This is a genomic window from Paramicrobacterium agarici, from assembly GCF_002563955.1.
Lineage (GTDB): Bacteria > Actinomycetota > Actinomycetes > Actinomycetales > Microbacteriaceae > Paramicrobacterium > Paramicrobacterium agarici.
In genome coordinates, this window is sequence record NZ_PDJE01000001.1 from 3,102,638 (window position 1) to 3,124,134 (window position 21,497).

At 66.6% G+C, this 21,497-nt stretch carries 18 protein-coding genes; 3 read left to right on the forward strand and 15 right to left on the reverse strand.

The genetic code is table 11. The features are described 5' to 3' along the window. Positions 1-8 precede the first annotated feature (8 nt). The 5 genes from purH to sucC all read right to left on the reverse strand — a co-directional run bounded on the left by purH (position 9) and on the right by sucC (position 5,641). On the reverse strand, positions 9-1,601 hold the full coding sequence (gene purH / locus ATJ78_RS15110) for a bifunctional phosphoribosylaminoimidazolecarboxamide formyltransferase/IMP cyclohydrolase (protein WP_098408997.1): 1,593 nt from the start codon (positions 1,599-1,601) through the stop codon (positions 9-11). Positions 1,602-1,622: 21 nt separating this feature from the next. Beyond that, a complete protein-coding gene (gene purN / locus ATJ78_RS15115) occupies positions 1,623-2,204 on the reverse strand; it encodes a phosphoribosylglycinamide formyltransferase (RefSeq protein ID WP_098408998.1) in 582 nt (193 codons plus the stop codon). Between the two features lie 9 nt (positions 2,205-2,213). Next, on the reverse strand, positions 2,214-3,476 hold the full coding sequence (locus ATJ78_RS15120; protein WP_098408999.1) for a cell division protein PerM: 1,263 nt from the start codon (positions 3,474-3,476) through the stop codon (positions 2,214-2,216). 82 nt (positions 3,477-3,558) lie between these two features. Beyond that, positions 3,559-4,446, reverse strand: coding sequence for a succinate--CoA ligase subunit alpha (gene sucD / locus ATJ78_RS15125; protein WP_098409000.1), 888 nt, complete (start codon positions 4,444-4,446; stop codon positions 3,559-3,561). 28 nt (positions 4,447-4,474) lie between these two features. Further along, positions 4,475-5,641, reverse strand: coding sequence for an ADP-forming succinate--CoA ligase subunit beta (gene sucC / locus ATJ78_RS15130; RefSeq protein ID WP_098409001.1), 1,167 nt, complete (start codon positions 5,639-5,641; stop codon positions 4,475-4,477). Between the two features lie 162 nt (positions 5,642-5,803). Between sucC and ATJ78_RS15135 the strand changes: the two genes are divergently transcribed. Further along, entirely contained in the window at positions 5,804-6,598 is a 795-nt protein-coding gene (locus ATJ78_RS15135; protein WP_169923478.1) for an oxygenase MpaB family protein, read from the forward strand. A 71-nt stretch (positions 6,599-6,669) separates the two neighbouring features. On the opposite strand, the gene ATJ78_RS15140 is transcribed toward ATJ78_RS15135, so the two are convergent. Together ATJ78_RS15140 and ATJ78_RS15145 are read right to left on the reverse strand one after the other, a co-directional pair. Further along, positions 6,670-9,069: an ATP-dependent helicase gene (locus tag ATJ78_RS15140; protein ID WP_098409002.1), complete on the reverse strand. Its 2,400-nt coding sequence runs from the start codon at positions 9,067-9,069 to the stop codon at positions 6,670-6,672. A gap of 12 nt (positions 9,070-9,081) precedes the next feature. Continuing rightward, complete coding sequence (locus ATJ78_RS15145; protein ID WP_098409003.1) at positions 9,082-10,071, reverse strand: glycerophosphodiester phosphodiesterase family protein; 990 nt, start codon at positions 10,069-10,071, stop codon at positions 9,082-9,084. Positions 10,072-10,212: 141 nt separating this feature from the next. Here ATJ78_RS15145 and ATJ78_RS15150 point away from each other — a divergent pair, with 141 nt between their 5' ends. Then, a complete protein-coding gene (locus ATJ78_RS15150; RefSeq protein ID WP_098409004.1) occupies positions 10,213-11,007 on the forward strand; it encodes a Bax inhibitor-1/YccA family protein in 795 nt (264 codons plus the stop codon). A gap of 61 nt (positions 11,008-11,068) precedes the next feature. Here the strand turns inward: ATJ78_RS15150 and ATJ78_RS15155 are convergent, their stop codons facing one another. After that, on the reverse strand, positions 11,069-11,551 hold the full coding sequence (locus ATJ78_RS15155; RefSeq protein ID WP_098409005.1) for an FBP domain-containing protein: 483 nt from the start codon (positions 11,549-11,551) through the stop codon (positions 11,069-11,071). 119 nt (positions 11,552-11,670) lie between these two features. Here ATJ78_RS15155 and ATJ78_RS15160 point away from each other — a divergent pair, with 119 nt between their 5' ends. Next, a complete protein-coding gene (locus ATJ78_RS15160) occupies positions 11,671-12,063 on the forward strand; it encodes a hypothetical protein (RefSeq protein WP_098409006.1) in 393 nt (130 codons plus the stop codon). Positions 12,064-12,079: 16 nt separating this feature from the next. Here the strand turns inward: ATJ78_RS15160 and guaA are convergent, their stop codons facing one another. From guaA to ATJ78_RS15195, 7 genes are all read right to left on the reverse strand, one after another. Continuing rightward, positions 12,080-13,663, reverse strand: a complete 1,584-nt coding sequence (guaA, locus tag ATJ78_RS15165; RefSeq protein WP_098409430.1) for a glutamine-hydrolyzing GMP synthase — start codon at positions 13,661-13,663, stop codon at positions 12,080-12,082. After that, on the reverse strand, positions 13,659-14,114 hold the full coding sequence (locus ATJ78_RS15170) for a DUF3817 domain-containing protein (RefSeq protein WP_098409007.1): 456 nt from the start codon (positions 14,112-14,114) through the stop codon (positions 13,659-13,661). The genes guaA and ATJ78_RS15170 overlap by 5 nt, the downstream gene beginning before the upstream one ends. A 4-nt stretch (positions 14,115-14,118) precedes the next feature. Next, complete coding sequence (locus tag ATJ78_RS15175) at positions 14,119-14,946, reverse strand: SURF1 family cytochrome oxidase biogenesis protein (protein WP_098409008.1); 828 nt, start codon at positions 14,944-14,946, stop codon at positions 14,119-14,121. Positions 14,947-15,040: 94 nt separating this feature from the next. Continuing rightward, positions 15,041-16,018 carry an NAD-dependent epimerase/dehydratase family protein gene (locus tag ATJ78_RS15180; protein WP_098409009.1) on the reverse strand — a complete coding sequence of 326 codons (978 nt, stop codon included), beginning with the start codon at positions 16,016-16,018 and terminating at the stop codon, positions 15,041-15,043. After that, complete coding sequence (locus ATJ78_RS15185; RefSeq protein ID WP_098409010.1) at positions 16,015-18,621, reverse strand: alpha/beta fold hydrolase; 2,607 nt, start codon at positions 18,619-18,621, stop codon at positions 16,015-16,017. The genes ATJ78_RS15180 and ATJ78_RS15185 overlap by 4 nt, the downstream gene beginning before the upstream one ends. Next, positions 18,615-19,640 carry a 3-oxoacyl-ACP synthase III gene (locus ATJ78_RS15190; RefSeq protein ID WP_098409011.1) on the reverse strand — a complete coding sequence of 342 codons (1,026 nt, stop codon included), beginning with the start codon at positions 19,638-19,640 and terminating at the stop codon, positions 18,615-18,617. Before ATJ78_RS15190 ends, ATJ78_RS15185 begins: the two co-directional genes overlap by 7 nt. A 116-nt stretch (positions 19,641-19,756) precedes the next feature. Continuing rightward, positions 19,757-21,484, reverse strand: coding sequence for a glycerol-3-phosphate dehydrogenase/oxidase (locus tag ATJ78_RS15195; RefSeq protein ID WP_098409431.1), 1,728 nt, complete (start codon positions 21,482-21,484; stop codon positions 19,757-19,759). Positions 21,485-21,497: the final 13 nt, after the last annotated feature.

The following is a 21,497-nucleotide window of genomic DNA, read 5'->3' on the forward strand; positions in this document are numbered from 1 at the left end:
CACCGCGCTCAATGAAAGAAGTGGCGCTCTCCGCTGAAGTACATGGTGACGCCCGCTGCCTTTGCCGCCGCGATGACCTCGTCGTCGCGCACGGAGCCGCCGGGCTGAACGACGGCCTTGACTCCGCCCTTCAGCAGGATCTCGAGTCCGTCGGCGAACGGGAAGAAGGCGTCGGATGCTGCGACGGAGCCCGCCGCGCGGTCGCCGGCGCGCTTCACCGCGAGTTCGCACGAGTCGACGCGGTTGACCTGCCCCATACCCACGCCGACTGCCGCACCCGACTTGGCGAGCAGAATGGCGTTGGACTTGACGCTGCGGCACGCCTTCCACGCGAACGCCAGATCGGCGAGCGTTGTGTCGTCTGCCGCGTCGCCGGAGACGAGCTCCCAGCCCTCCGTGATGTTCGCCTCGGGATCAAAGCGGTCGGACTGCTGCACGAGCAGTCCGCCCGAGATCTGCTTGGCCTCGAGCGGTTCGAGCGCGAAGCCCTCGGGAAGCTGCAGAATGCGCAGGTTCTTCTTGGTCTGCAGAAGAGCGAGCGCGTCGTCCTCGAAGCCGGGCGCGACGATCACCTCGGTGAAGATCTCTTTCACGGCCTCGGCCATGCCGAGCGTCACCGTGCGGTTTGCCGCGATCACGCCGCCGTAGGCCGACACGGGGTCGGTGTCGTGCGCGCGGCGGTGTGCCGAGGCGATCGGGTCGCTCGCCTTGGGCTTGGCGACGGCGATGCCGCACGGGTTCGCGTGCTTGATGACGGCGACGGCGGGCTCGGCGAAGTCGTACGCGGCGCGCACGGCGGCGTCGGCGTCTGTGAAGTTGTTGAAGCTCATCTCTTTGCCATGCAGCTGGGTCGCCTGCGCGATGCCCTGGCCTCCGGCACGGAGGTACAGCGCGGCCTCCTGGTGCGAGTTCTCGCCGTAGCGCAGCACGTGCGACAGCTCGCCCTGGATCGTCAGCGACGAGCCGAAGCCCTCGACAGCATCCGTGAACCACCCGGCGACAGCCGTGTCGTACGACGCGGTGTGCGAGAACGCGGCGGCCGCGAGCGCGCGACGCTGAACGAGGCTCGTGCCGCCCGACTTGACCGCCTCGATGATCTCGCCATACGACCCGGGCGAGACCACGACAGCGACGTTCGGGTGATTCTTGGCCGCGGCGCGCACCATTGAAGGACCGCCGATGTCGATCTGCTCGACGACGTCGTTGGACTCGGCGCCCGAGGCGACGGTCTCGACAAAGGGATACAGGTTGACGACCACGAGCTCAAACGGCTCGATGTCGAAGTCGGCAAGCTGCTGCTCGTGCGACTCGAGTCGCAGGTCGGCGAGCAGCCCGGCGTGCACTGACGGGTGAAGCGTCTTGACGCGGCCGTCGAGCATCTCGGGAGACCCGGTCATGGCGGCGACGTCGGTCACGGGGTATCCCGCGTCGCGAATGGTCTGCGCCGTCGAGCCGGTCGACACGATCTCGACGCCCGCGTTCGCGAGGGCGCTGGCGAGTTCGACGAGGCCGGTCTTGTCGCTCACCGAGAGGAGCGCCCGCTTGATCGGAACGATGTCGCGCTCGCGATACAGGCTCTTGTCGTGGCTGGGTCCGCTCATTGCTGCTCCTTCGATTGGGGATTAGATCGTGCGCAGGTCGAGACCGTTGGCAATGTCGAGCACGGTCTGTACGAGCAGACGGCGCTCTACGGGCTTGATGCGCTCGTGCAGCGAGTGCTCCGTGTCGCCTGGAGCGACGGGAACGCGTTCCTGCACGATGATCGAACCCGTGTCGACGCCGTTGTCGACAACGATGATGGATGCTCCGGACTCCGTCGCGCCCGCGGCGATCGCGTCGCGAACGGCGTGCGCGCCGGGAAATTCCGGAAGGTAGGCCGGGTGCGTATTGATGAGGTTGGGCGAGAGAGCGCTGACGACGGATGCTGGAAGCAATCTCATGAGCCCCGACAGCACGACGACGTCCGCGTCCCACACGCGGATCTGCTCGAGGAGCGCCTCCCCCCATTCGTCGCGGCTGCCGAACGATGTGTAGGGAACGGTGAACGTCGGGATCCCGAACTCTTCGGCGTGTGCGAGTCCCTCAGCATCCCTGTCGGCTCCAACGGCCAGAATTCGCGCGGGAAACTCGGCGTCTGATGCCGCGTCGAGGAGGGCACGGAGGTTGGAGCCCCCGCCGGAGATCAGCACGACGAGTGAGAGCACCCGTTCATCTTACCGGTCGTGCGAATGCATCCCTCGCGCGGCCGAGCGCGCGGACGACGCGACCCGCTCTAAGCTTCCCGATGCCATGCCCACGAGGGCGCCGACGGCGACGAGAGCCGCGCACATGCCACCGACGGCGAGGGGATCCGGTCCGACGCTGACGAAACGTGCCGGCCCTGCCGCGCCCGCCGACCACCAGGCCAGGAGCGCCATCTCGATGCCGGCGATTACGCCGATGACGAGGGCGCTCAGCGCGAGGGAGGCGATTTTCGACCGTATGCCGATGGCGGCGACGACGCGGTGGCGCACCGAGAGTGCCGCGATGAAACCGGCGACGATCGGAATCGCGAGCCCGACAAAGCCGAACGCGAGGTCCGTGCCGGGCAGGCTCCCGAGCAGCGGGATGCTCGGAACCGGTCCCGTGATCGTTCCCGAGGGCGACACGATGGATCCTTCTCCCAGCGTGTAGCCGGGACCGACGAGCCAGGATGCCGTCCAGATGACCACGTTGGGCATGTAGGCGATCTGGGCGAGTGTGACGGAGATGCCCCCGACAACCCCGACCTGGGCGGCCTGGTACAGCGAGATGACGGAGCTGAATCCGACAACGATGCTCACGGTCACGACGAGTCCCGCGCCGACGATCAGCAGCGCAACGGCACCGGTCGCGGCACGGATGCCAGACATGACGATCGTGTCGACGTGCGACGGCATGCGATCACGAAGATCCAAGACGCGCTGCACGATGCGATCGTCGTCGTCGGTGCTGGCGAGCTCTATCGCAACCCCGATGACGAGGCCGAGTGCCCACACCAGGGCGGGAACGACGAAGGCTTGCCACGCTGAGGGCGACGCGATCGCGTTGATCGCGGTGATACCCACGATCCCCGAGAAGACGACGAACACGGCGAACGAGGTGATGACAGCAGGCAGCCACGAGCCGCTACGCACGGACCGTCGCCCCGTGCGCACTCCCATGAGCACGGTGAACAGCGCGAACGCGAGCGGCGCGAACGACACGACGAAGCTTTCGGCAGCATCCGGGATTCCCACGATCTGAAGCGTCGCCTCGTTGAGGGTCACGGTGAGGTCGACGCCGTTGCCGAGAAGCCAGATGTCTGCGGCGGCGCGCCAGAACACGAACCAGTCGACGCTGAAGTCGTACTGGATCGCCCAGAGCAGAGTGAGCGGAACGAGCGGGAGGAACACGCCGATGGCCACGACGATGAACGCTTCGAGAGCGGCGAGAAGGGAGGCAGTCAGGCGGTTCATCCGGTGGCCAAGCTTACCCGCGGCTCACCGAGAAACACGTCAGGCCCCGCCGAGAACCGGCGGGGCCTGACGGTGACAGAGATCAGAGAGATTCGATGATCTCGCGCATGAGCTGCGCGGTCTCGCTCGGGGTCTTTCCGACCTTGACGCCTGCGGCCTCGAGGGCCTCCTTCTTCGCCTGAGCGGTTCCCGCGGAACCCGAGACGATGGCACCCGCGTGGCCCATCGTCTTGCCCTCTGGAGCCGTGAAGCCGGCGACGTAGCCGACGACCGGCTTCGTCACGTTCTCTTTGATGAAGTCGGCTGCGCGCTCCTCAGCATCCCCGCCGATCTCGCCGATCATGACCATCGCCTTGGTCTCGGGGTCGGCCTCGAACGCCTTGAGGGCGTCGATGTGGGTCGTGCCGATAATGGGGTCGCCGCCGATGCCGATGGCCGTCGAGAAGCCGATTTCGCGCAGCTCGTACATCATCTGGTAGGTCAGGGTTCCCGACTTCGACACGAGGCCGATCGGGCCCTTGCCCGTGATGTTGGCCGGCGTGATGCCGACGAGCGACTCGTCGGGAGTGATGATGCCTGGGCAGTTCGGGCCGATGATGCGGGTCTTGTTGCTCTTCTGCTGCGCGTACGCCCAGAACTCGGCCGAGTCGCCGACGGGAACACCCTCGGTGATGATCACGAGAAGCGGAATCTCGGCGTCGATGGCCTCCATGACGGCGTCCTTCGTGAACGCCGGGGGCACGAACGCGATCGACACGTCGGCACCCGTCTTCTGCATGGCCTCTTCGACGGTACCGAAGACGGGCAGCTCGACGTCACCGTGCTTGACGGTCGTTCCCGCCTTGCGAGCGTTGACGCCGCCGACGACGTTGGTGCCGGCCTTCAGCATGAGGGCGGTGTGCTTCGTGCCCTCACCGCCCGTGATGCCCTGGACGATGACCTTGGAATCCTTGTTGAGGAAGATTGACATATCAGTTGTTCCTAAAGCTCAGTGTGTCTCAGCGGGCGTTCGCGAGTTCGGCGGCCTTGTCGGCACCCTCGTCCATAGTCGCGGCGAGCGTGACGAGGGGGTGGTTCGCCTCCGCGAGGATGCGCCGGCCCTCGTCGACGTTGTTGCCGTCAAGGCGAACGACGAGCGGCTTGTTCGCGCTGTCGCCGAGTTCGGCGAGCGCGCCGACGATGCCCTTCGCGACAGCGTCGCACGCGGTGATGCCGCCGAAGACGTTGACGAACACGCTCTTGACCTGCTCGTCGCCGAGAATGACGTCGAGTCCCGCGGCCATGACCTCGGCCGAGGCTCCGCCGCCGATGTCGAGGAAGTTGGCCGGCTTCACGTTTCCGTGGCTCTCACCGGCGTAGGCGACGACGTCGAGTGTCGACATGACGAGACCCGCACCGTTTCCGATGACGCCGACCTCTCCGTCGAGCTTCACGTAGTTGAGGTCCTGCGCCTTGGCCTTGGCCTCGAGCGGGTCTGCGGCTGCCTTGTCTTCGAGCTCTTCGTGCCCGGGGTGGCGGAAGCCGGCGTTCTCGTCGAGCGAGACCTTGCCGTCGAGCGCGATGATGTCGCCCTCTTCGGTGAGCACGAGCGGGTTGACCTCGACGAGCGTCGCGTCTTCACCCGTGTACACGTCGTAAAGCTTCACGAAGACGGGAACGACCTTCTCGACGAGCTCTGCCGGGAACTTCGCCGACTCGGCGATCTCGCGAGCCTTTGTCTCGTCGATGCCCACCCGCGGGTCCACCTCGACGCGCGCGAGCGCTTCAGGCTTCTCGACGGCGAGTTGCTCGATCTCCATGCCGCCCTCGACGCTGCACAGCGACAGGTACGAGCGGTTGGCGCGGTCGAGCAGCACGGAGAAGTAGAACTCCTGCGCGATGCGGGCGCCACCGGCGACCATGACGCGCTTGACGGTGTGCCCCTTGATGTCGAGACCGAGAATCGCGCGTGCTGCCTCTTCTGCCTCGTCGGGGTTCTTGGCGACCTTGACCCCACCGGCCTTGCCACGGCCCCCGATCTTCACCTGAGCTTTGACAACGACGACACCGCCGAGCTTCTCTGCTGCTGCGCGCACCTCCTCGGGAGTGTCCGCGATGATGCCCGGGAGCACCGGGACCTCATGCTTCTCAAACAGGTCTCGTGCCTGGTACTCGTAAAGATCCACGTAGGTTCCTAACCGCTTTCAGGGGCGTTGCGTTGTGTTGTCGTATCGCGACGCGCTCGGCATTCTCGACGCCGAGAGAAAATCGCCACCCCCACTTTACTCCGGGCCGCGACAGGGCTCGGGCGCGGGGCCGCCATGCGGAATAGCGCGTAGCCTGAGGCCATGCGGCAGGTGCGTGACATCAGAGATATCGCGGCAGAGGCGGTTCTCATTGCCGGCGGCGGCGCAGCGATCCTGCTGCAGATCGCCGACGAACGGGTCGGTCTCGGCGTCGCCCATCACAGCGACTTCGCCTCGAGGCCTCTTGACCGGCTGCATTCGACGCTCTCGTATATCTACGTGCAGGTGTACGGAACGGGGGCCGAGCGCCGCTACGTCGCGCGCAAGGTCGGTGTCGCGCATCGGCCGGTGAGAGCGGATGCTGTCGCAAATCGCCCCGCCTACTCGGCGAGCGATTCCGGCCTGCAGCTCTGGGTGGCCGCGACGCTGTATCGAACGGCGATCGACCTCGACGCACGCATCAACGGGCCCTTGCCCGACGCCACCGCCGAGAAGCTCTACCGCGAGTACGCCGTGCTCGGCACAGCGCTCGGCATGCCGAAGCACCTGTGGCCCGGCGACCGTGCGGCGTTCGAGAAGTACTGGAACGACGCCCACGCCGCCCTGCACGTCACACCCGAGGCGCGCCGTGTGGCGCACGACCTGCTCTTTCCGCGCGTGGCTCCGCTGTGGCTGAAGGCGGCCATGCCTCTTGCGCGGCTCGTCACCGCGGGGCTCCTCGACGGCACCCTGCGTGACGCGTACGGGCTCCCTTGGTCGCGGGCGCGGCAACGCCGGTTCGAGGTGGTCATGACAATCGCGCGGATGCTGTGGAGGTGGCTGCCTCGCGGCATCCGTCATCGTCCTGCCATCGTGTTCGTGCGCAGCGTGCGTGCCGAGATGCGTTCCGTTCGCTGATCGTCTGCCTGTCTCTGCTTCGTTCAGCGCTCGTGCGGCACTCCTTGAGGTACGCCCACCGGCGCGCCACCTCAGAGCTTCTCGATAGGAGCGATCTTGATCAGGAGCTTCTTCGCGCCCGCTGCATCGAACAGAACGTGGGCAACGCGCTTCGTGCCCTCGCCCGTCACATTCTGCACGCGGCCTTCACCGAAGTCCGAGTGACGGATGCGGTCGCCCGCTGCGAGCTCGAGGTCGCCGTTGTCGCGCACGGTGTTCGTGACTTTGTTAGGCCACTGCTTCTTCTCGGCGCGAGGCAGTGCCGCAGCATCCTGCCCCCTGCCCGGCGACCAGCGACGCGCATTGAGCGCCCGCGACTGCGTACCGCCGCGCGAATTGACGGAACCAGGTGACTGCTTCCAGTCGATGAGTTCGGCGGGGATCTCCTGCAGGTACCGACTCGGCATCGCGACAGCGGTCTCGCCGAACTGCGCGCGTGTCATGGCGAGCGAGAGAAACAGCCGTTTGCGGGCGCGCGTGATGCCGACGTAGAACAGCCTGCGCTCCTCCGACGGTCCGCCCGGCTCGTTCGCCGACATGCGGTGCGGAAGCAGGTCTTCTTCGACGCCCGTCAAGAACACCGTGTCGTACTCGAGGCCCTTCGCGGTGTGCAGCGTCATGAGCGACACGGTTCCGCTCGCGTCGTCGATGTCGTCGGCCGCGGCGACGAGCGACACCTCGGTGAGAAAGTCGATGAGCGTTCCGTCGGGGTTGTTGCGCTCGAACTCCTTGGTGACCGCGACGAGCTCATCGAGGTTCTCGGCGCGCGCTTCGTCTTGCGGGTCGCGGCTCATCCGCAGCGCGTCGATGAGCCCGCTCTTCTGCAACAGCGTCGTGAGCACCTCGCTCACCTTGCCCGCGTCGGCGAGCGCAGCGGCCTCGTCGAGCACGTTCGACAGGTCGCTGATCGCCCGCGTCACCTTGGGTCCGAATCCGAGGGTGGATGCTTCGCGCAATGCCTCGCGCAGTGTGGTCTCGGCGTTCTCCGCAAAGCTCGCCAGCTGCGTCACCGTCGCCGGGCCGATGCCGCGCTTCGGCGTATTGATGATGCGCCGTACCGCAAGTTCGTCTGCCGGGTTCATCACACTCGTGAGGTAGGCGAAGGCGTCCTTGATCTCGGCACGCTCGTAGAACTTCGTGCCGCCCATGATCTTGTACGGAAGCGCCGAGCGCACGAAGATCTCTTCAAGTGCGCGCGTCTGCGCGTTGGTGCGATAGAAGACGGCGATGTCGCCGTATGCGAGGCCGTCGGCGTGCAGACGCTCGATCTCATCGGCAACAAACTGCGCTTCGTCATGCCCGGAGTATCCCGTGAAGCCGATGATTTTGTCGCCCGACCCGATGTCGGTCCACAGCTTCTTGTCTTTGCGATCGAAGTTGTTCGCGATGACGGCGTTCGCCGCCGACAGAATGTTCTGCGTCGACCGGTAGTTCTGCTCGAGCAGAATCACCTTCGCCCCGCGAAAATCGCGCTCGAACTCGACGATGTTGCGAATGTCGGCGCCCCGGAACGCATAGATCGACTGGTCGGAATCGCCCACGACCGTGAGCGATGCCCCTTCGTCGACACCCGGAAGAAAACCATCTGCCTCGGGCTCGCGCGTCAGCTCGCGAATGAGCGCGTACTGCGCGTGGTTGGTGTCTTGGTACTCGTCGACGAGCACGTGGCGAAACTTCTTCTGGTACAGCGCGGCCACCTGCGGAAACGCGCGGAACAGGTACACCGTCTGCGCAATGAGGTCGTCGAAGTCGAACGCGCTGGCGCGCTGAAGCTCACGTTGGTAGTCGCGGAAGATCTCGACGAAGGCAGCTTCATTCGGGTCGGACATGTTCGCGTTGCGTGCGTAACTGTCAGCATCCGCCAGCTCATTCTTGAGCTTGGAGATCTTCGCTGCCGCGTTGGCGGGCGTGAATCCGAGCACGTCGGCGTCGTACCGCTTGATGATGCGCTTGAGCAGCACGCGCGAGTCTGACGAGTCGTAGATGGTGAAGTTCTTGCCGAAGCCCACGTTCTCAGCCTCGCGCCGCAGAATGCGCACGCACGCCGAGTGGAACGTCGAGATCCACATGCCCTCTGTGCGCCCGCCGAGCAGGTCTTCGACGCGCTCGCGCATCTCGGCCGCCGCTTTGTTCGTGAACGTGATGGCGAGAATCTGACTCGGCCACGCCTCGCGGTTCTCGATGAGACTCGCGATGCGGTGCGTGAGCACGCGCGTCTTTCCCGACCCCGCCCCCGCGACGATGAGCAGCGCCTTGCCCCGGTATTCGACGGCTTCGCGCTGCTGCGGGTTGAGACCGTCAAGCAGGTGAGCGGATGCTGCCGAGCCATCGCCCGGAATGCCAGCGGTCGGCCAGTCGACGATCACCGGAGTCGCCGGATCGTCCGTGACCTGTTCGCTGCCGTGTGCGTCAGAAGTGGAGGTGCTCGTCATGTCCCTTCAAGTCTAAGCTGTGCGGCTGACAGCCAGATCGGGATGATCCGCGAACACCCCGTCGACGCCCGTCGACAGAATCTCGTCGAACTCGCGCTGCCACCGTCCGAACGCCGCACGGCCGTCGCCCGTTCGATGCCGTGAGTCGAGAAACGCGTTCTCGGGACGCAGCGTCCAGGTGTACACGACAAGCCCGCGCCGGTGCGCGTGCGAAACGAGGTCGCCCACGCTGCTGCCGAGCGGCGTCCACGGCAGCAGGTACGCCTTGTCGACGCTGATTCCGTCGACGGCCGCGGCGAGTGCATCGAGCCCGCTGTCGGTGAGGTCGTCGGCGTAGGTCCGCGCGGCACTGCCGTCACGCGCCACGCGGTCGGCCGGCGCTCCGGCTTTCTCGATCAGGTACACGTAGCGCGCGTCGAGGCCGCTCGCCTTGAGCCGCTCGAGCACGCCGAGCTCGAAGCTCTCGATCACCAGGCCGGTTTCGGCCGACCACCCGGAGTGAGCGAGCTCGCGGGCCAGCAGCTCGTCAAGGGGAAGCCCGAGCGCCGCGAAGTACGTCGCGTGCTTGATCTCGACGACGAGTCCCACGCGTCGCCCCGTCGTCTGCTCGTGCTCGCGCAGCAGCTCGAGCACGTCGGCGAGCCGCAGCATCCGTTCCCTACCGTCGAACGCGGCGCTGTCCGGCCGCAGTTCTGCAATCCGCTCACGTACGCGCAGTGATCGCAGCTCGTCCCACGTGAAGTCCTCGGTGAACCAGCCGGTCACCTCAGCTCCGTGCACGGTCTTCGTCGTGCGCCTGTCGGCGAATTCAGGATGCTGCGCGACATCCGTCGTGCCGCCGATCTCGTTCTCGTGCCGCACGACGAGAACACCGTCGCGCGTGGCGACGACGTCGGGCTCGACGGCGTCGGCTCCCAGCTCGAACGCGAGGCGGTACGACGCGGCGGAGTGCTCGGGGCGATACCCCGGGGCGCCGCGGTGTCCGATGACGAGTGCGCTCATGTGCCCAGGCTACGTCCAGAGCCCGCGCTGCTGCAGGGGTACTAGCTGAGGATTCGCCTTGCTCTCTGCGGGAACATAGCCAGTTCCGATAGCGTTAAGCATAGTATTCCACCCCCAATACGAGAGTAGGGATCACGCCTCATGGCCATCGACAACCCGGCATTCCGCAACGCCGGATTCCAGCGCGGCGGCGTCGCTCAGCAGCCGCAGAACCTCACAGCAGAGCAGCTGCAGCAAATGTACGACGAGCCGGCGGCGACGGCTGTGCAGACCGACCGCATGACGGTCGAAGACACCCTCGGCAAGTCCGTCATCGCGTTCGGCATCCTCCTTGTCGGTGCGGCAGTCGGCTGGTTCATTCCCGCGCTCGCGATTCCCGCGGCCATCGCCGGCTTCGTGCTCGCACTCGTCAACATCTTCAAGAAGGAGCCTTCTGCTCCCCTCGTGCTCAGCTACGCGGGTGTTCAGGGAATCTTCGTCGGCGGCATCTCGGGCATCTTCGAGAGCATGTTCCCGGGCATCGTGAGCCAGGCGCTCATCGGCACCGTCGCGGTGTTCGGCGTGACGTTCGCCCTGTTCGCCAGCGGCAAGGTGCGCGCCTCGGCTCGCGCCACCAAGGTCTTCATGATCGCGATGATCGGCTACGCCGTCTTCTCGCTCGTGAACATCGTTCTGATGTGGACCGGCGCCAACGACGACCCGTGGGGGCTTCGCGGCAGCGTTGAGATCGCGGGTATCCCGCTCGGTCTGATCCTCGGCGTTCTCGTCGTGATCATGGCGGCGTACTCGCTTGTTCTCGACTTCGACTTCATCAAGCAGGGCGCTCAGAACGGCCTGCCGCGCAAGTTCGGTTGGACCGGAGTCTTCGGCGTCATGATGACCGTCGTCTGGCTCTACCTTGAGATCCTCCGCATGATCGCCATCACGCGCGACTGATCTCCTCGAGCTTCAGCCAAACGCCCCTCGTCCGCACAGATGAGGGGCGTTTGCTGTACGGCTACGCCGTCTTGAGGACGTCGGCGGTGAATCCCTGCACGCGCTCCAGCAACCGCTGAGACCGCGTTTCGACGAGGTCGGGCTGCAGCGGCTGAGACGGCGTGATGCGAATGAGCATCGAACACGCGAGGTCCTCGCAGATGTACGTGCCGATCGTGTTGCCGTTCAGCCCAGCCTCCCCGGCTCGCGGAGCCGAGAACATGCGCACTTGCGTCGCGGGCTGTGACGATCGGCAAAACGAGCACATGGCGGCGATCCCACGATTGAGACCGCCGGATGCTGCGCGCACGACGATCCCGACCGGGCGATCGTCTGCCCAGTGCACGATGTACCCGAGCCGTGCCGCCTGCGGATCACGCCACCCCAGGTACTCGCGTTCGTCCCACATCGTCTCGTGCAATCCGGGAAGCGGCAGGCGCTCAAGCTGCTCTGGAGTCGCGTTCACAAAGCTCGACACGATGTCGTCAGGGGTCAACTGCTTCATTCCAGCATCCTGCCGCGCTCACCCGCCGTAGTTCAAGTGCCCGCGTACTGAGCTTTCAGATGACGTTAGGATCATTCCACCCGTGCCGCGCCTGTGGCAGGACTGACGTAAGGAGCGAGGTGGACGGCAACGACATGTTCTCGCTCGCCCTCGAGCTTGCATCGTGGTTCGCGTTTGGTGCGTGCGTCGTCGTCGCAGTCATCGCGGTCATCGTTCACGTGACGTCGGGAACCTGGCGCAGCACGAACGGCGTCGTTGACGACGACGGTGCCGCGATCCGCTGGTTCATCGACGGAGGCGAACACTCGGGGCACGCCGAGCTCAGCCGTGAGCAGCGCGACTGGCTGAACGGGCGAACCGAGGTGGAGATCTTCTACCGCGACGGGCGGCCGGGAACGTTCCGGTTCGAACACCCGCATTCACACGTGCGAGTTCTCTGGTACACCGCGCTCGGACTGCTCGTGCTCGGCGTCGCGGCGTCGGTGGCGCAGCTCTTCGTCATGGCGCCCTGAGCCGCGCGCGGGAAGATCACTCCCACTCAATGGTGCCCGGCGGCTTCGACGTGACGTCGAGCACAACGCGGTTCACTTCTTCGACCTCGTTCGTAATGCGGTTCGAGATGCGCGCCAGCACATCGTACGGAACACGCGTCCAGTCGGCGGTCATGGCGTCTTCACTCGAGACCGGCCGCAGCACGATCGGGTGCCCATACGTGCGCCCATCGCCCTGCACGCCCACTGACCGCACATCGGCGAGAAGCACGACGGGGCACTGCCAGATCTCGTTGTCGAGCCCGGCCGCCGTGAGCTCTTCGCGCACGATGGCGTCTGCCTCGCGCAGCACCTCGAGCCGCTCGGCGGTCACCGAACCGACAATGCGAATGCCGAGTCCCGGTCCAGGGAACGGCTGGCGCCCCACGATCTCCTCCGGCAGCCCGAGTTCGCGCCCGATCGCGCGCACCTCGTCTTTGAACAGCGTGCGCAGCGGCTCGACGAGCTCGAACGTCATGTCTTCGGGCAGTCCGCCCACATTATGGTGACTCTTGATGTTCGCGGTGCCGGTTCCGCCACCCGACTCGACGACGTCGGGGTACAGGGTGCCCTGCACGAGAAAGCGAATCGGGTCTCCGTCGCTCTCAAGCGATTCGGCGACGAGGTCGGCTTGAGCGCGCTCGAACGTGCGGATGAACTCGCGGCCGATGATCTTGCGCTTCTGCTCGGGATCGCTCACGCCATCGAGCGCATCGAGAAACACGTCTGCCGCGTCGACGGTGACCAAGCGGATGCCGGTCGCGGCAACGTAGTCCTCTTCGACCTGGCGCCGCTCGTCTTGGCGCAGCAGCCCGTGGTCGACGAACACGGCGGTGAGCTGATCACCCACAGCCTCGTGCACGAGCGCTGCGGCGACGGCGGAGTCGACGCCGCCCGAGAGCCCTGCGATGACCTTGCCCGAGCCGATCTGCGCGCGAATGCGCTCGACCTGCTCGGCGATGACGTTGCCCGAGTTCCAGTCGGGCGCAATGCCCGCGGCCTCGTGCAAGAAGTTCTCGAGAACGTTCTGCCCATATGCCGAGTGCTTGACCTCGGGGTGCCACTGCACGCCGTACAGGCAGCGCTCGTCGTTGCCGAACGCAGCGACAGGTGTGGATGCTGTCGACGCCAGTACCTGAAAGCCCTCGGGTGCCGCAGCCACCGAGTCGCCGTGGCTCATCCACACCGTCTGCTCGGCCGGCTGTCCCGTGAGCAGCGTTCCGCCGTCGCCGGTCAGCTCGGCGTCTGTCGAGCCGTACTCGCGCTTGCCTGTGTGCGCCACCTCGCCGCCGAGCGCGCGGGCCATCACCTGAAAGCCGTAGCAGATGCCGAGCGTCGGAATGCCGAGGTCGAAGATCTCGCTGTCGAAGCCGGGGGCGCCGTCGGCGTACACGCTCGACGGACCGCCCGAGAGGATCATGCCGACGGGGTTCTTCTCACGCACCTCGGCCGCCGTGATCGTGTGGGGCACGATCTCCGAATACACGCGGGCCTCGCGCACGCGACGCGCGATGAGCTGGGCATACTGGGCGCCGAAGTCGACGACGAGAACCGGCCGCATGGCCGTGGTCTGCTCGCTAATGGGTTGCCTCCTGGTTTTCGGCATCACGGGTCTGGTCGTCGCGCGCCTGCCGCTCGGCGAGGTACGCTCTCACGCGCTTGGCCATTCTCGCTTCGACGATGAACGAGAGAAACGGCACGACGCCGCCGAGCGCGATCAGCACAAACGTCGTCAGGGGCCAGCGCATCAGGCTCCACAGCCGGAAGTCGGCGAAGAGGTACACGACGTAGAACCAGCCGTGCACGACGAGAACGCCGATCGAGAGGTTGATCGCGGCGACGCTTCCGCTCGGAACCAGGGCGAGAAAGCCGTAGGCTCCGCCCAGCTCGAGCTCGACGCCGAACGCGTACTTCCCGAGCATCTCGAGGCACAGCGCCAGCAGCAGCACACCCGTGATGATCGACGCCACCTGATAGAACTTCAGGGCACCCGGAATCTTCGGCAGATCGGATGCTCGGGGTTCAAGGGCCATGGTTCTAGTTTACTTTCTCGTTCGGTGCGTCTGTCGCCGCCTGGGCAAGCTCACGCTCTTCGATGTCTCGCTCCCACGCATCTTTCACGATGCGGTACCAAAGGAAGACGGCGAAGCCCGCGAACACGACCCATTCGATGGCGTAGAAGATGTTGAGCCAGTTGATCTCCACCTTCTGCGCCGGGGGCGGGGAGCTGATGGTCTCCAGCCCCTCGGGCGCGGTGTCGGAGACGACGTAGATCTCGTAGACATCCGTCTCGGCCATCTCGTGCCACACGTTCACGAAGAGCGCCGGCGCCATGGCCGTGATCTCGAACGGGGCGTCTTCGTCGAGCTCGGGGAACTGCGCGCTCAGGGCACGGCCGGTGACGGATGCTGATGCACGCTGCTCGTCGTTCAGGCGCTGCGCGACAGCATCCGCCTTCTGCTTCGATGGCGTCCAGCCGAGGGCAACGGCGAGCGCATCGCCCTGCTCGGTCACGAGGTGTCCGGCAACCCAGAACCCCGTTTCGCCCTCATTCAGCCGGTCGGTGATGACGAGGTAGTCGCCGGGAACGAACTCGCCGTCGACGCTCACCTTCTGCCCCACGCGCTCGGTTCGCAGCAGGCTTCCCGGCTGCACGGTCTCGGTGAGCGGACGCACCGTCTCGGTCGGGGCCGTCTGTTGCGTCGGGGCCGCACGGTAGGCGCGTTCGAGCTGCCACTTTCCGAGTGCGGCGAACGCGGCGGCGATCGCGAGAGCGAGAACAAGCAGCGCGATCCAGCGCGGCATGACCATTGTGCGCAGCAGCGTGCGCGGCTGGTGCGGATCGCGTCGAGAAATGATGCTCACTCTTTCGAAGGCCGAGAAGTTACCCGAGGGAACACGTCGACTCTATCCGCTCATCGCTGTGGGCTCGCTGAGGCGCCAGCGGTGCGCGGGGCGGTCACGCCCGGGTGCGGCGGTAGTGCTCAGCGAGCCTGCGCATGCCGTCGTCGATGCCGATCGCCGGCCTCCAGTCGAGGTCGCGGCGCGTGGCGCGCTGATCGAACCAGTGCGAGGTCGACAGCTGCTCGGCAAGAAAGCGCGTCATCGGCGGCTCGTCGCTTCTGGGGCGCACAGCCCACACGCGTTCGATGACGCTGCCTGCCGCCGTGGCGATGCCAGCCGGGATGCTGAGGCGCGGCGCACGAACGCCGGCCGCAGTGCAGATGCCGGCGAGCAGCTCGGCGACCGTTCGCGGCTCGCCGTTGGTGATCACGTAGCTGCGCCCGGTCACGTGCTCTGCACGGTGCAGAGCGGCAACGATGCCACTCGCGGCGTTGTCGATGTACGTCGAGTCGATGAGCGCCGTGCCATCGTTGAGCAGCGGCAGCGTTCCGCGCCGCGCCCGGTCGACAATGCGCGCGACGAGCTGCGTGTCGCCCGGTCCCCACACAAGGTGCGGTCGAACGGCGACGACGGCGAGGTCAGCGCTGCTTCTGTCGAGGGCGAGAAGCTCACCCTCGGCCTTTGTGCGGGCGTAGTCCCCGCGTGCGCGTTGCGGGTCCGCGGGTTCTGCCCCGACTCCCGCGAGAGAGTCCCCCACGTGCGCGACAGACGGCGACGACACCTGCACGAAGCGGCGCACTCCGGCCCGTTCGGCCGCATCGAGCAGGTTTCGCGTGCCCTCGACGTTGACGCGGCGAAACTCCGAGCGGTCCCCCGCCAGCGACACCTTCGCCGCGAGGTGCACGATCGCCTCGGCACCATCGACCGCGCGGCAGACGTCGGCGGCAGCGGTGACCGAGCCGAGCCTGTCGTCGACCCCTTCAAGCCCTGACGGCCGGCGCTGCAGAGTTCGAACGTCGTTGCCGGTGTCGCGCAGCAGCGTCGCCACCGCGCGGCCGAGCAGCCCGCTGGCTCCCGTGACGAGAACGGTCATGGCGTCTCCAGACGCTGGCCTGACAGCATCCGCTCTGCCCAGGCCGACAAGCGCGATCTGTCGATCTTCGAGTTGTGGCGAATGTCTGTCGGCAGGCGCGGCACCTCGAACACCGCGACGAGCGGCAGCGACGTTGCGGCGCGCAGGCGTTCGGCGAGCGCCGTGTCGGCGATGCGCGGGCTGCGCGCACCCGCAACGTTCTCAATGACGGCGACGGCCTGCCGAAGACCGTGCGGCCCGACGCCCACCACGGCGGCGCGGCGCACATCGTCGACGCGCTCGAGGTCTTGCTCCGGCCCGACCGGCGCAACCGGGCCGTCCGACGTGACGATGACGTGCTGCAGCCGGCCCTCGACCCAGAGCCGTCCGTCGGCGTCGAGGTGCCCGATGTCTCCCGTGCGGTGCCAGCGCCCGTCGGCGGGAACGTCGCGCGTCGCGGCACGATCGGTGAGCCAGAGCCGGTCGTACCGCTGCTTGAGGTGCGGCGCCGAAATGACGATCTCGCCGAGCACTCCCGGTTGAGCGGATGCTGCGCCCGTGGCGTTTCCGTCGTCGTCGAGAGCGCTGATCAGCGCACTGTTGCCGCCGATCGGCACTCCGACGCACACTCCTCGATCAGCACGAGCGGTGGCGTCGCGAATGCCGTCAAGCGTGATGTCTGTGACGAGCAGGCACTCCGTCATGCCGTATGGCGTATGCGGCGTGGCATTCGGCATGAGCTCTGCCGTCGAGGCGAGCAGCCGTTCGCTAATGGGAGCACCGGTCGAGATGAACGTGTGCACGTCGTCAAGAGCAGAGCGATCGGATGCTGTCAGCTCGCCGGCTGTCGCGACCACGTTGAGAATCGCGGCCGGAGAGAGAAAGACGATGCGGGAGTCGGAGGCGCGCACGGCGGCGGCGACGGCCCTGGCGGTGAGCGTGCGCGGTGCGCTGATGTCCATCTCGGGAGTCACCGACCGCGTGCCGAGCGCCGGTCCCAGCAGGGCGAAGGGCGCGAAGCCCGTGACGAGTCCGGCGTCGGCGGTCACGTCGAAATGCTGCGCGATGATGTCGCGCATGGCGGCGAGCTGCGCGTGCGTGTACACGACGCCCTTCGCTGGCCCCGTCGACCCCGACGTGAACAGCACGGCGGCGTCGTCGTGCGCCCGAGGCTCGGGCGGCAGCTGCTCGTCGCGTCCGGCGTCTGCGACATCACGCAGCGTGTGCTCGACGCCGAGCAGGGCGGCCGCCCCTCGCGGCAGTCGCGCCGTCGAGATGCGCGTTCCGGGCCAGCGCAGCGCGCGGGCAGCACTGAGCGCTCGAGCATCCCCGACAATGACATCGGGCCGCGCTCCTCGGATCGCACGGCTCAACCCGGTGACGCCGAGACCGGCGTCGGCAACGACCACGACGGCTCCGATGCGCAGGCAGGCGTAGACGACAGCCGTGAGCGTCGGCCCCGGCTGCACCAGAAGCGACACGCGGTCGCCGCGGCGCACGCCCAGATGATGGAGTCCCGAGGCCAGCTGCCGCACGCGCCGAGAGAGCATCGCCCAGCTGACCTGCACGGGCTCAGAGCTCACCGACATGTCCGTGACGGCGAGCGACGAATCGTCGCGATGCTTCTCCAGCTGATCCCAGAGCGGCACGAACGACGCGTCGTCTTCGGCGGCATCCGTCGGCAACTGCTCGGTCGGCGTATGCAGCGTCTCGCCGAGCCAGTTCAGCACGGCGCTCGCGTACGCGGCGTCCTCGGCGATGAGATGACCGGCGCCCTCGAACCGGTGAACGTCGGCGTGCGGCATCCGCTCGATCAGATCGGCCAGATAGCGGTCGCTGAAGATGGGATCGCGCGGACCCCAGAGCAGCAGGGCTGGCACATCGAGCGTCGTGATGCCGTCGGCGATGGCGTCAAGCGTTCCGCGACTCTCGTGATCGGTGGCCGCGGGAATGTCGGCGACGAACTCGCGAATGCCGCGTCGCCGGGAAGCATCGTCGTACGGTGCCCGGTAGGCCTCGGCGACAGCGCTCTCAAGCGGCGGATGGGCGAGTGCGAGCGTGACGTCGAGAAACGCCGTCGTTGTCGCTGTGCCCGCCGCGAGTACGCCGCGCGCGCCGGCGAGACGCAGCGGCGCGGGAATCGCAACGCCCTCCGGCTGGTGCACGGCGGTATTGAGCAGGGCGACGCCCGCGAGATCAGCGCGATGCTCGAGCGCCCAGCCGAGCGAGATCACGCCGCCCCAGTCGTGGCCGAGCGTCACGATCCGGCCGGAGAGTTCGAGAGCTTCGGTGAACGCCGAGAGATCGTCGATGCGCTGCCGCAGTGGGCGGTGGGCCGTGGTGCGCTCGGAATAGCCCATGTCGAGCTGGTCGACGGCGACGACGCGCCACGAACGCTCGGCTCCTGCGGCGACAATTGTCCGCCAGAGGTACGACCACGTCGGGTTTCCATGCACGGCGAGGATGGTGCCGACCGGTTCCACGTCTCGGTCGGCGAGCTCGGCGGCGTTGTCGAGGTAGTGCCACGTGCGGGTGCGCCCTCGATCGGCGCCGCGACCGGGAACCGCGAGCGTGTGGCTGTACCTCGCGTCGAGTCCTGGCAATGATGTGGGCAGCGTCACCACGCCAGTTCCATCATCGCCGTGTTCAGGCCAGACCCGACGCCCATGAGCAGCACGCGATCGCCCTTCGACAGATTCTTCTTCTCTTCGACGAGGGTGATAGGAATGGACGCCGGCCCGACATTGCCGAGCCACGGGAACGTCGTCGGCACGCGCCGCTGGTCGAGCTTGGCCGCCTTGAGAATCGCGTTCGTGTGCACGCGCGAGACCTGGTGCGTGATGTAGCGGTCCATCGCGCCCCAGTTCCACTCTTTCGACGCCTCTTTCCAGGCCGAAACCACGAGGTCGAGACCGCCCTTCAGCAGAGCCTTCGCGTCGGTGAACATGCCGTCGGTGCTGCCGACGCACAACTCGTGAAACTGGGTGGCGGCGCGCGTGACGCCGCCGAGAATGCGGTGCCCGTTCGGGTGGGCGTCGCCCGGGCCGATGACGGCGGCAGCCGCCCCCGACCCAAGAGTGAGCGAGGCGAACTCGCTCATGAATCCGTCGCGCCCGACATCGTCGCGCAGCAGACGGTTGACGGTGTTCACCTGGATCTCATCAGCATCCTCGCCATTCACGATGAGCGCATAGCGAATCTGGCCCGAATCGATCATGCCCGCCGCGAGGCTCATGCCGTTGACGAAGCCGAGGCACGCGTTCGCCAGGTCGAAGTTGACGGCCGAGCTCGGCAGTCCGAGGCCGTGGTGCAGGCGCACCGCCACCGATGGCTCGAGGTGCTTGCGCGTGACCGACGTGTTGACGATGAGTCCGATGTCGGATGCTGCGATGCCGGCCTCGGCGATCGCTTTCTTGCCCGCGGACACCGTCGCGTCGTCTGAGTTCTCGCCCGGACCCCAGTTGCGGCGCTCGATGACGCCGGCGACGCGCTCGAGGAGGCTGCCCGGAAGGCGCAGTCGCTTCAATGCAGACGAGAGCCGAATTTCGATGTCCGCCGAACTCGTCACGCGAGACGGCAGGGTGCTCGCCACAGACAGCAGTGAGGCATTCGTGAATCGGGTTGTTGCGTTTCCGGTGCTCACTTCTCCTCCGTCTGGCGGGAGTTCTCCCGCCGGAGGGTCAGCTTATCGGCGCGAACACCACGCAGCCTGAGTGTCCGCAGGGCTTGCGCTGATACCCGTTTGTGAGGTAGCTCGTGTCAGACCTGCGAGATATCGGGCGCCTCCAGCCGCACACGCTCGGCCGACACGTCGTCTGGCTGCTCTTGCGACGCGCGCTCTGCGGCGACGCGCTCGAGGTAGTACCTCACCTCAGATTCGCGCTTCTCGGCGTCCCAGCCGAGAACGTCGCCCATGAGCTCCGCAACGACGGGAGCGGCAGATACTCCGCGGTCCCATGCCTCGATCGAAATGCGTGTGCGGCGGGCGAGCACGTCTTCGATGTGCAGTGCGCCCTCGCTCGTTGCCGCGTACACGACCTCGGCCTTGATGTAGTCGTCGGCGCCCGGGAGCGGCTCCTGCAGCTCGGGATTGTCACGAATCAGGTCGAGGATGTCGTCGGTGAGCACGCCGAAGCGATTGAGCAGGTGCTCGACCCGGGCCTTGTGCACGCCGAACTTGCGGGCGATCTTGCCGCGCTTGTTCCACGCAGCCTGATAGCCCTCCGCTCCGAGGAGCGAGATGTTGTCGGTCGTCGACTCGGGAATCTTGCCGTCGAGAGCGTCGGCGGCGGCATCGATCACGTCCTTCGCCATGATGCGGTACGTCGTCCATTTGCCGCCCGCCACGACGACGAGGCCGGGAACCGAGTGAGCGACCACGTGCTCACGCGAGAGCTTCGACGTGTCGTCGCTCTCGCCCGCGAGCAGCGGCCGCAGCCCGGCGTAGACGCCCTCGACGTCGTCGCGCGTCAGCGGAACGGCGAGCACACGGTTGACGTGCTCGAGCAGATAGTCGATGTCTGCCGCTGTCGCCGCCGGGTGTGCCTTGTCGAGGTGCCAGTCGGTGTCGGTCGTGCCGATGAGCCAGTGCCGGCCCCACGGAATCACGAAAAGCACGCTCTTCTCCGTGCGCAGGATCATGCCCATCGTCGACTGAAAGCGGTCGCGTGGCACCACGAGGTGGATGCCCTTCGACGCGCGCACCTTGAACTGCCCGCGCTCGCCCACCATCGACTGCGTCTCGTCGGTCCAGACACCCGTCGCGTTGACGACCTGCTTGGCCTTGACCTCGAAGTGCGTGTCGGTCTCGAGATCGTGAGCTTTCACGCCGACCACGCGCTGGCCCACCTTGAGGAAGCCTTCGACGCGAACGCGGCTCGCCACGTGAGCGCCGTAGGCGGACGCCGTTCGTGCAAGCGTCGCAACGTAGCGGGCGTCGTCGACCTGGGCGTCGTAGTACGTAAGCCCGCCGACGAAAGCGTTGCTGCGCAGCGACGGAATCGACTTGCGCAGCTGACGCTTCGACAGATGCCTGTGGTGCGGCACCCCGGGCGGCCGCAGGCCCGTGTAGCTGAAGATGTCGTACAGCATCATTCCTGCGCCGATGTACAGGCGCTCCCACACGGGCTTCGTCAGGGGGTAGAGAAAGCGCACGGGCTTCACGAGGTGCGGCGCGATCCGCTGCAGAAGCAGACCGCGCTCGATGAGCGCCTCGCGCACAAGACCGAAGTCCAGCTGCTCCAGATACCGGATGCCGCCGTGAACGAGCTTCGACGACCGGCTCGACGTTCCGCTCGACCAGTCACGCGCTTCGAGTAGTCCCGTCGAGAGACCGCGTGTGACAGCATCCATGGCACTTCCGGTGCCCACGATTCCGCCGCCGATGACGAGAACGTCGAGCTCCTTCGAGCTCATCTCCTCGATGGCTTCGGCGCGTTCTTCCAGGCCCAGCTTCTTCGACCGTGCGACGGTCTTCTTGGCGCTCATTCGAACCTCCATC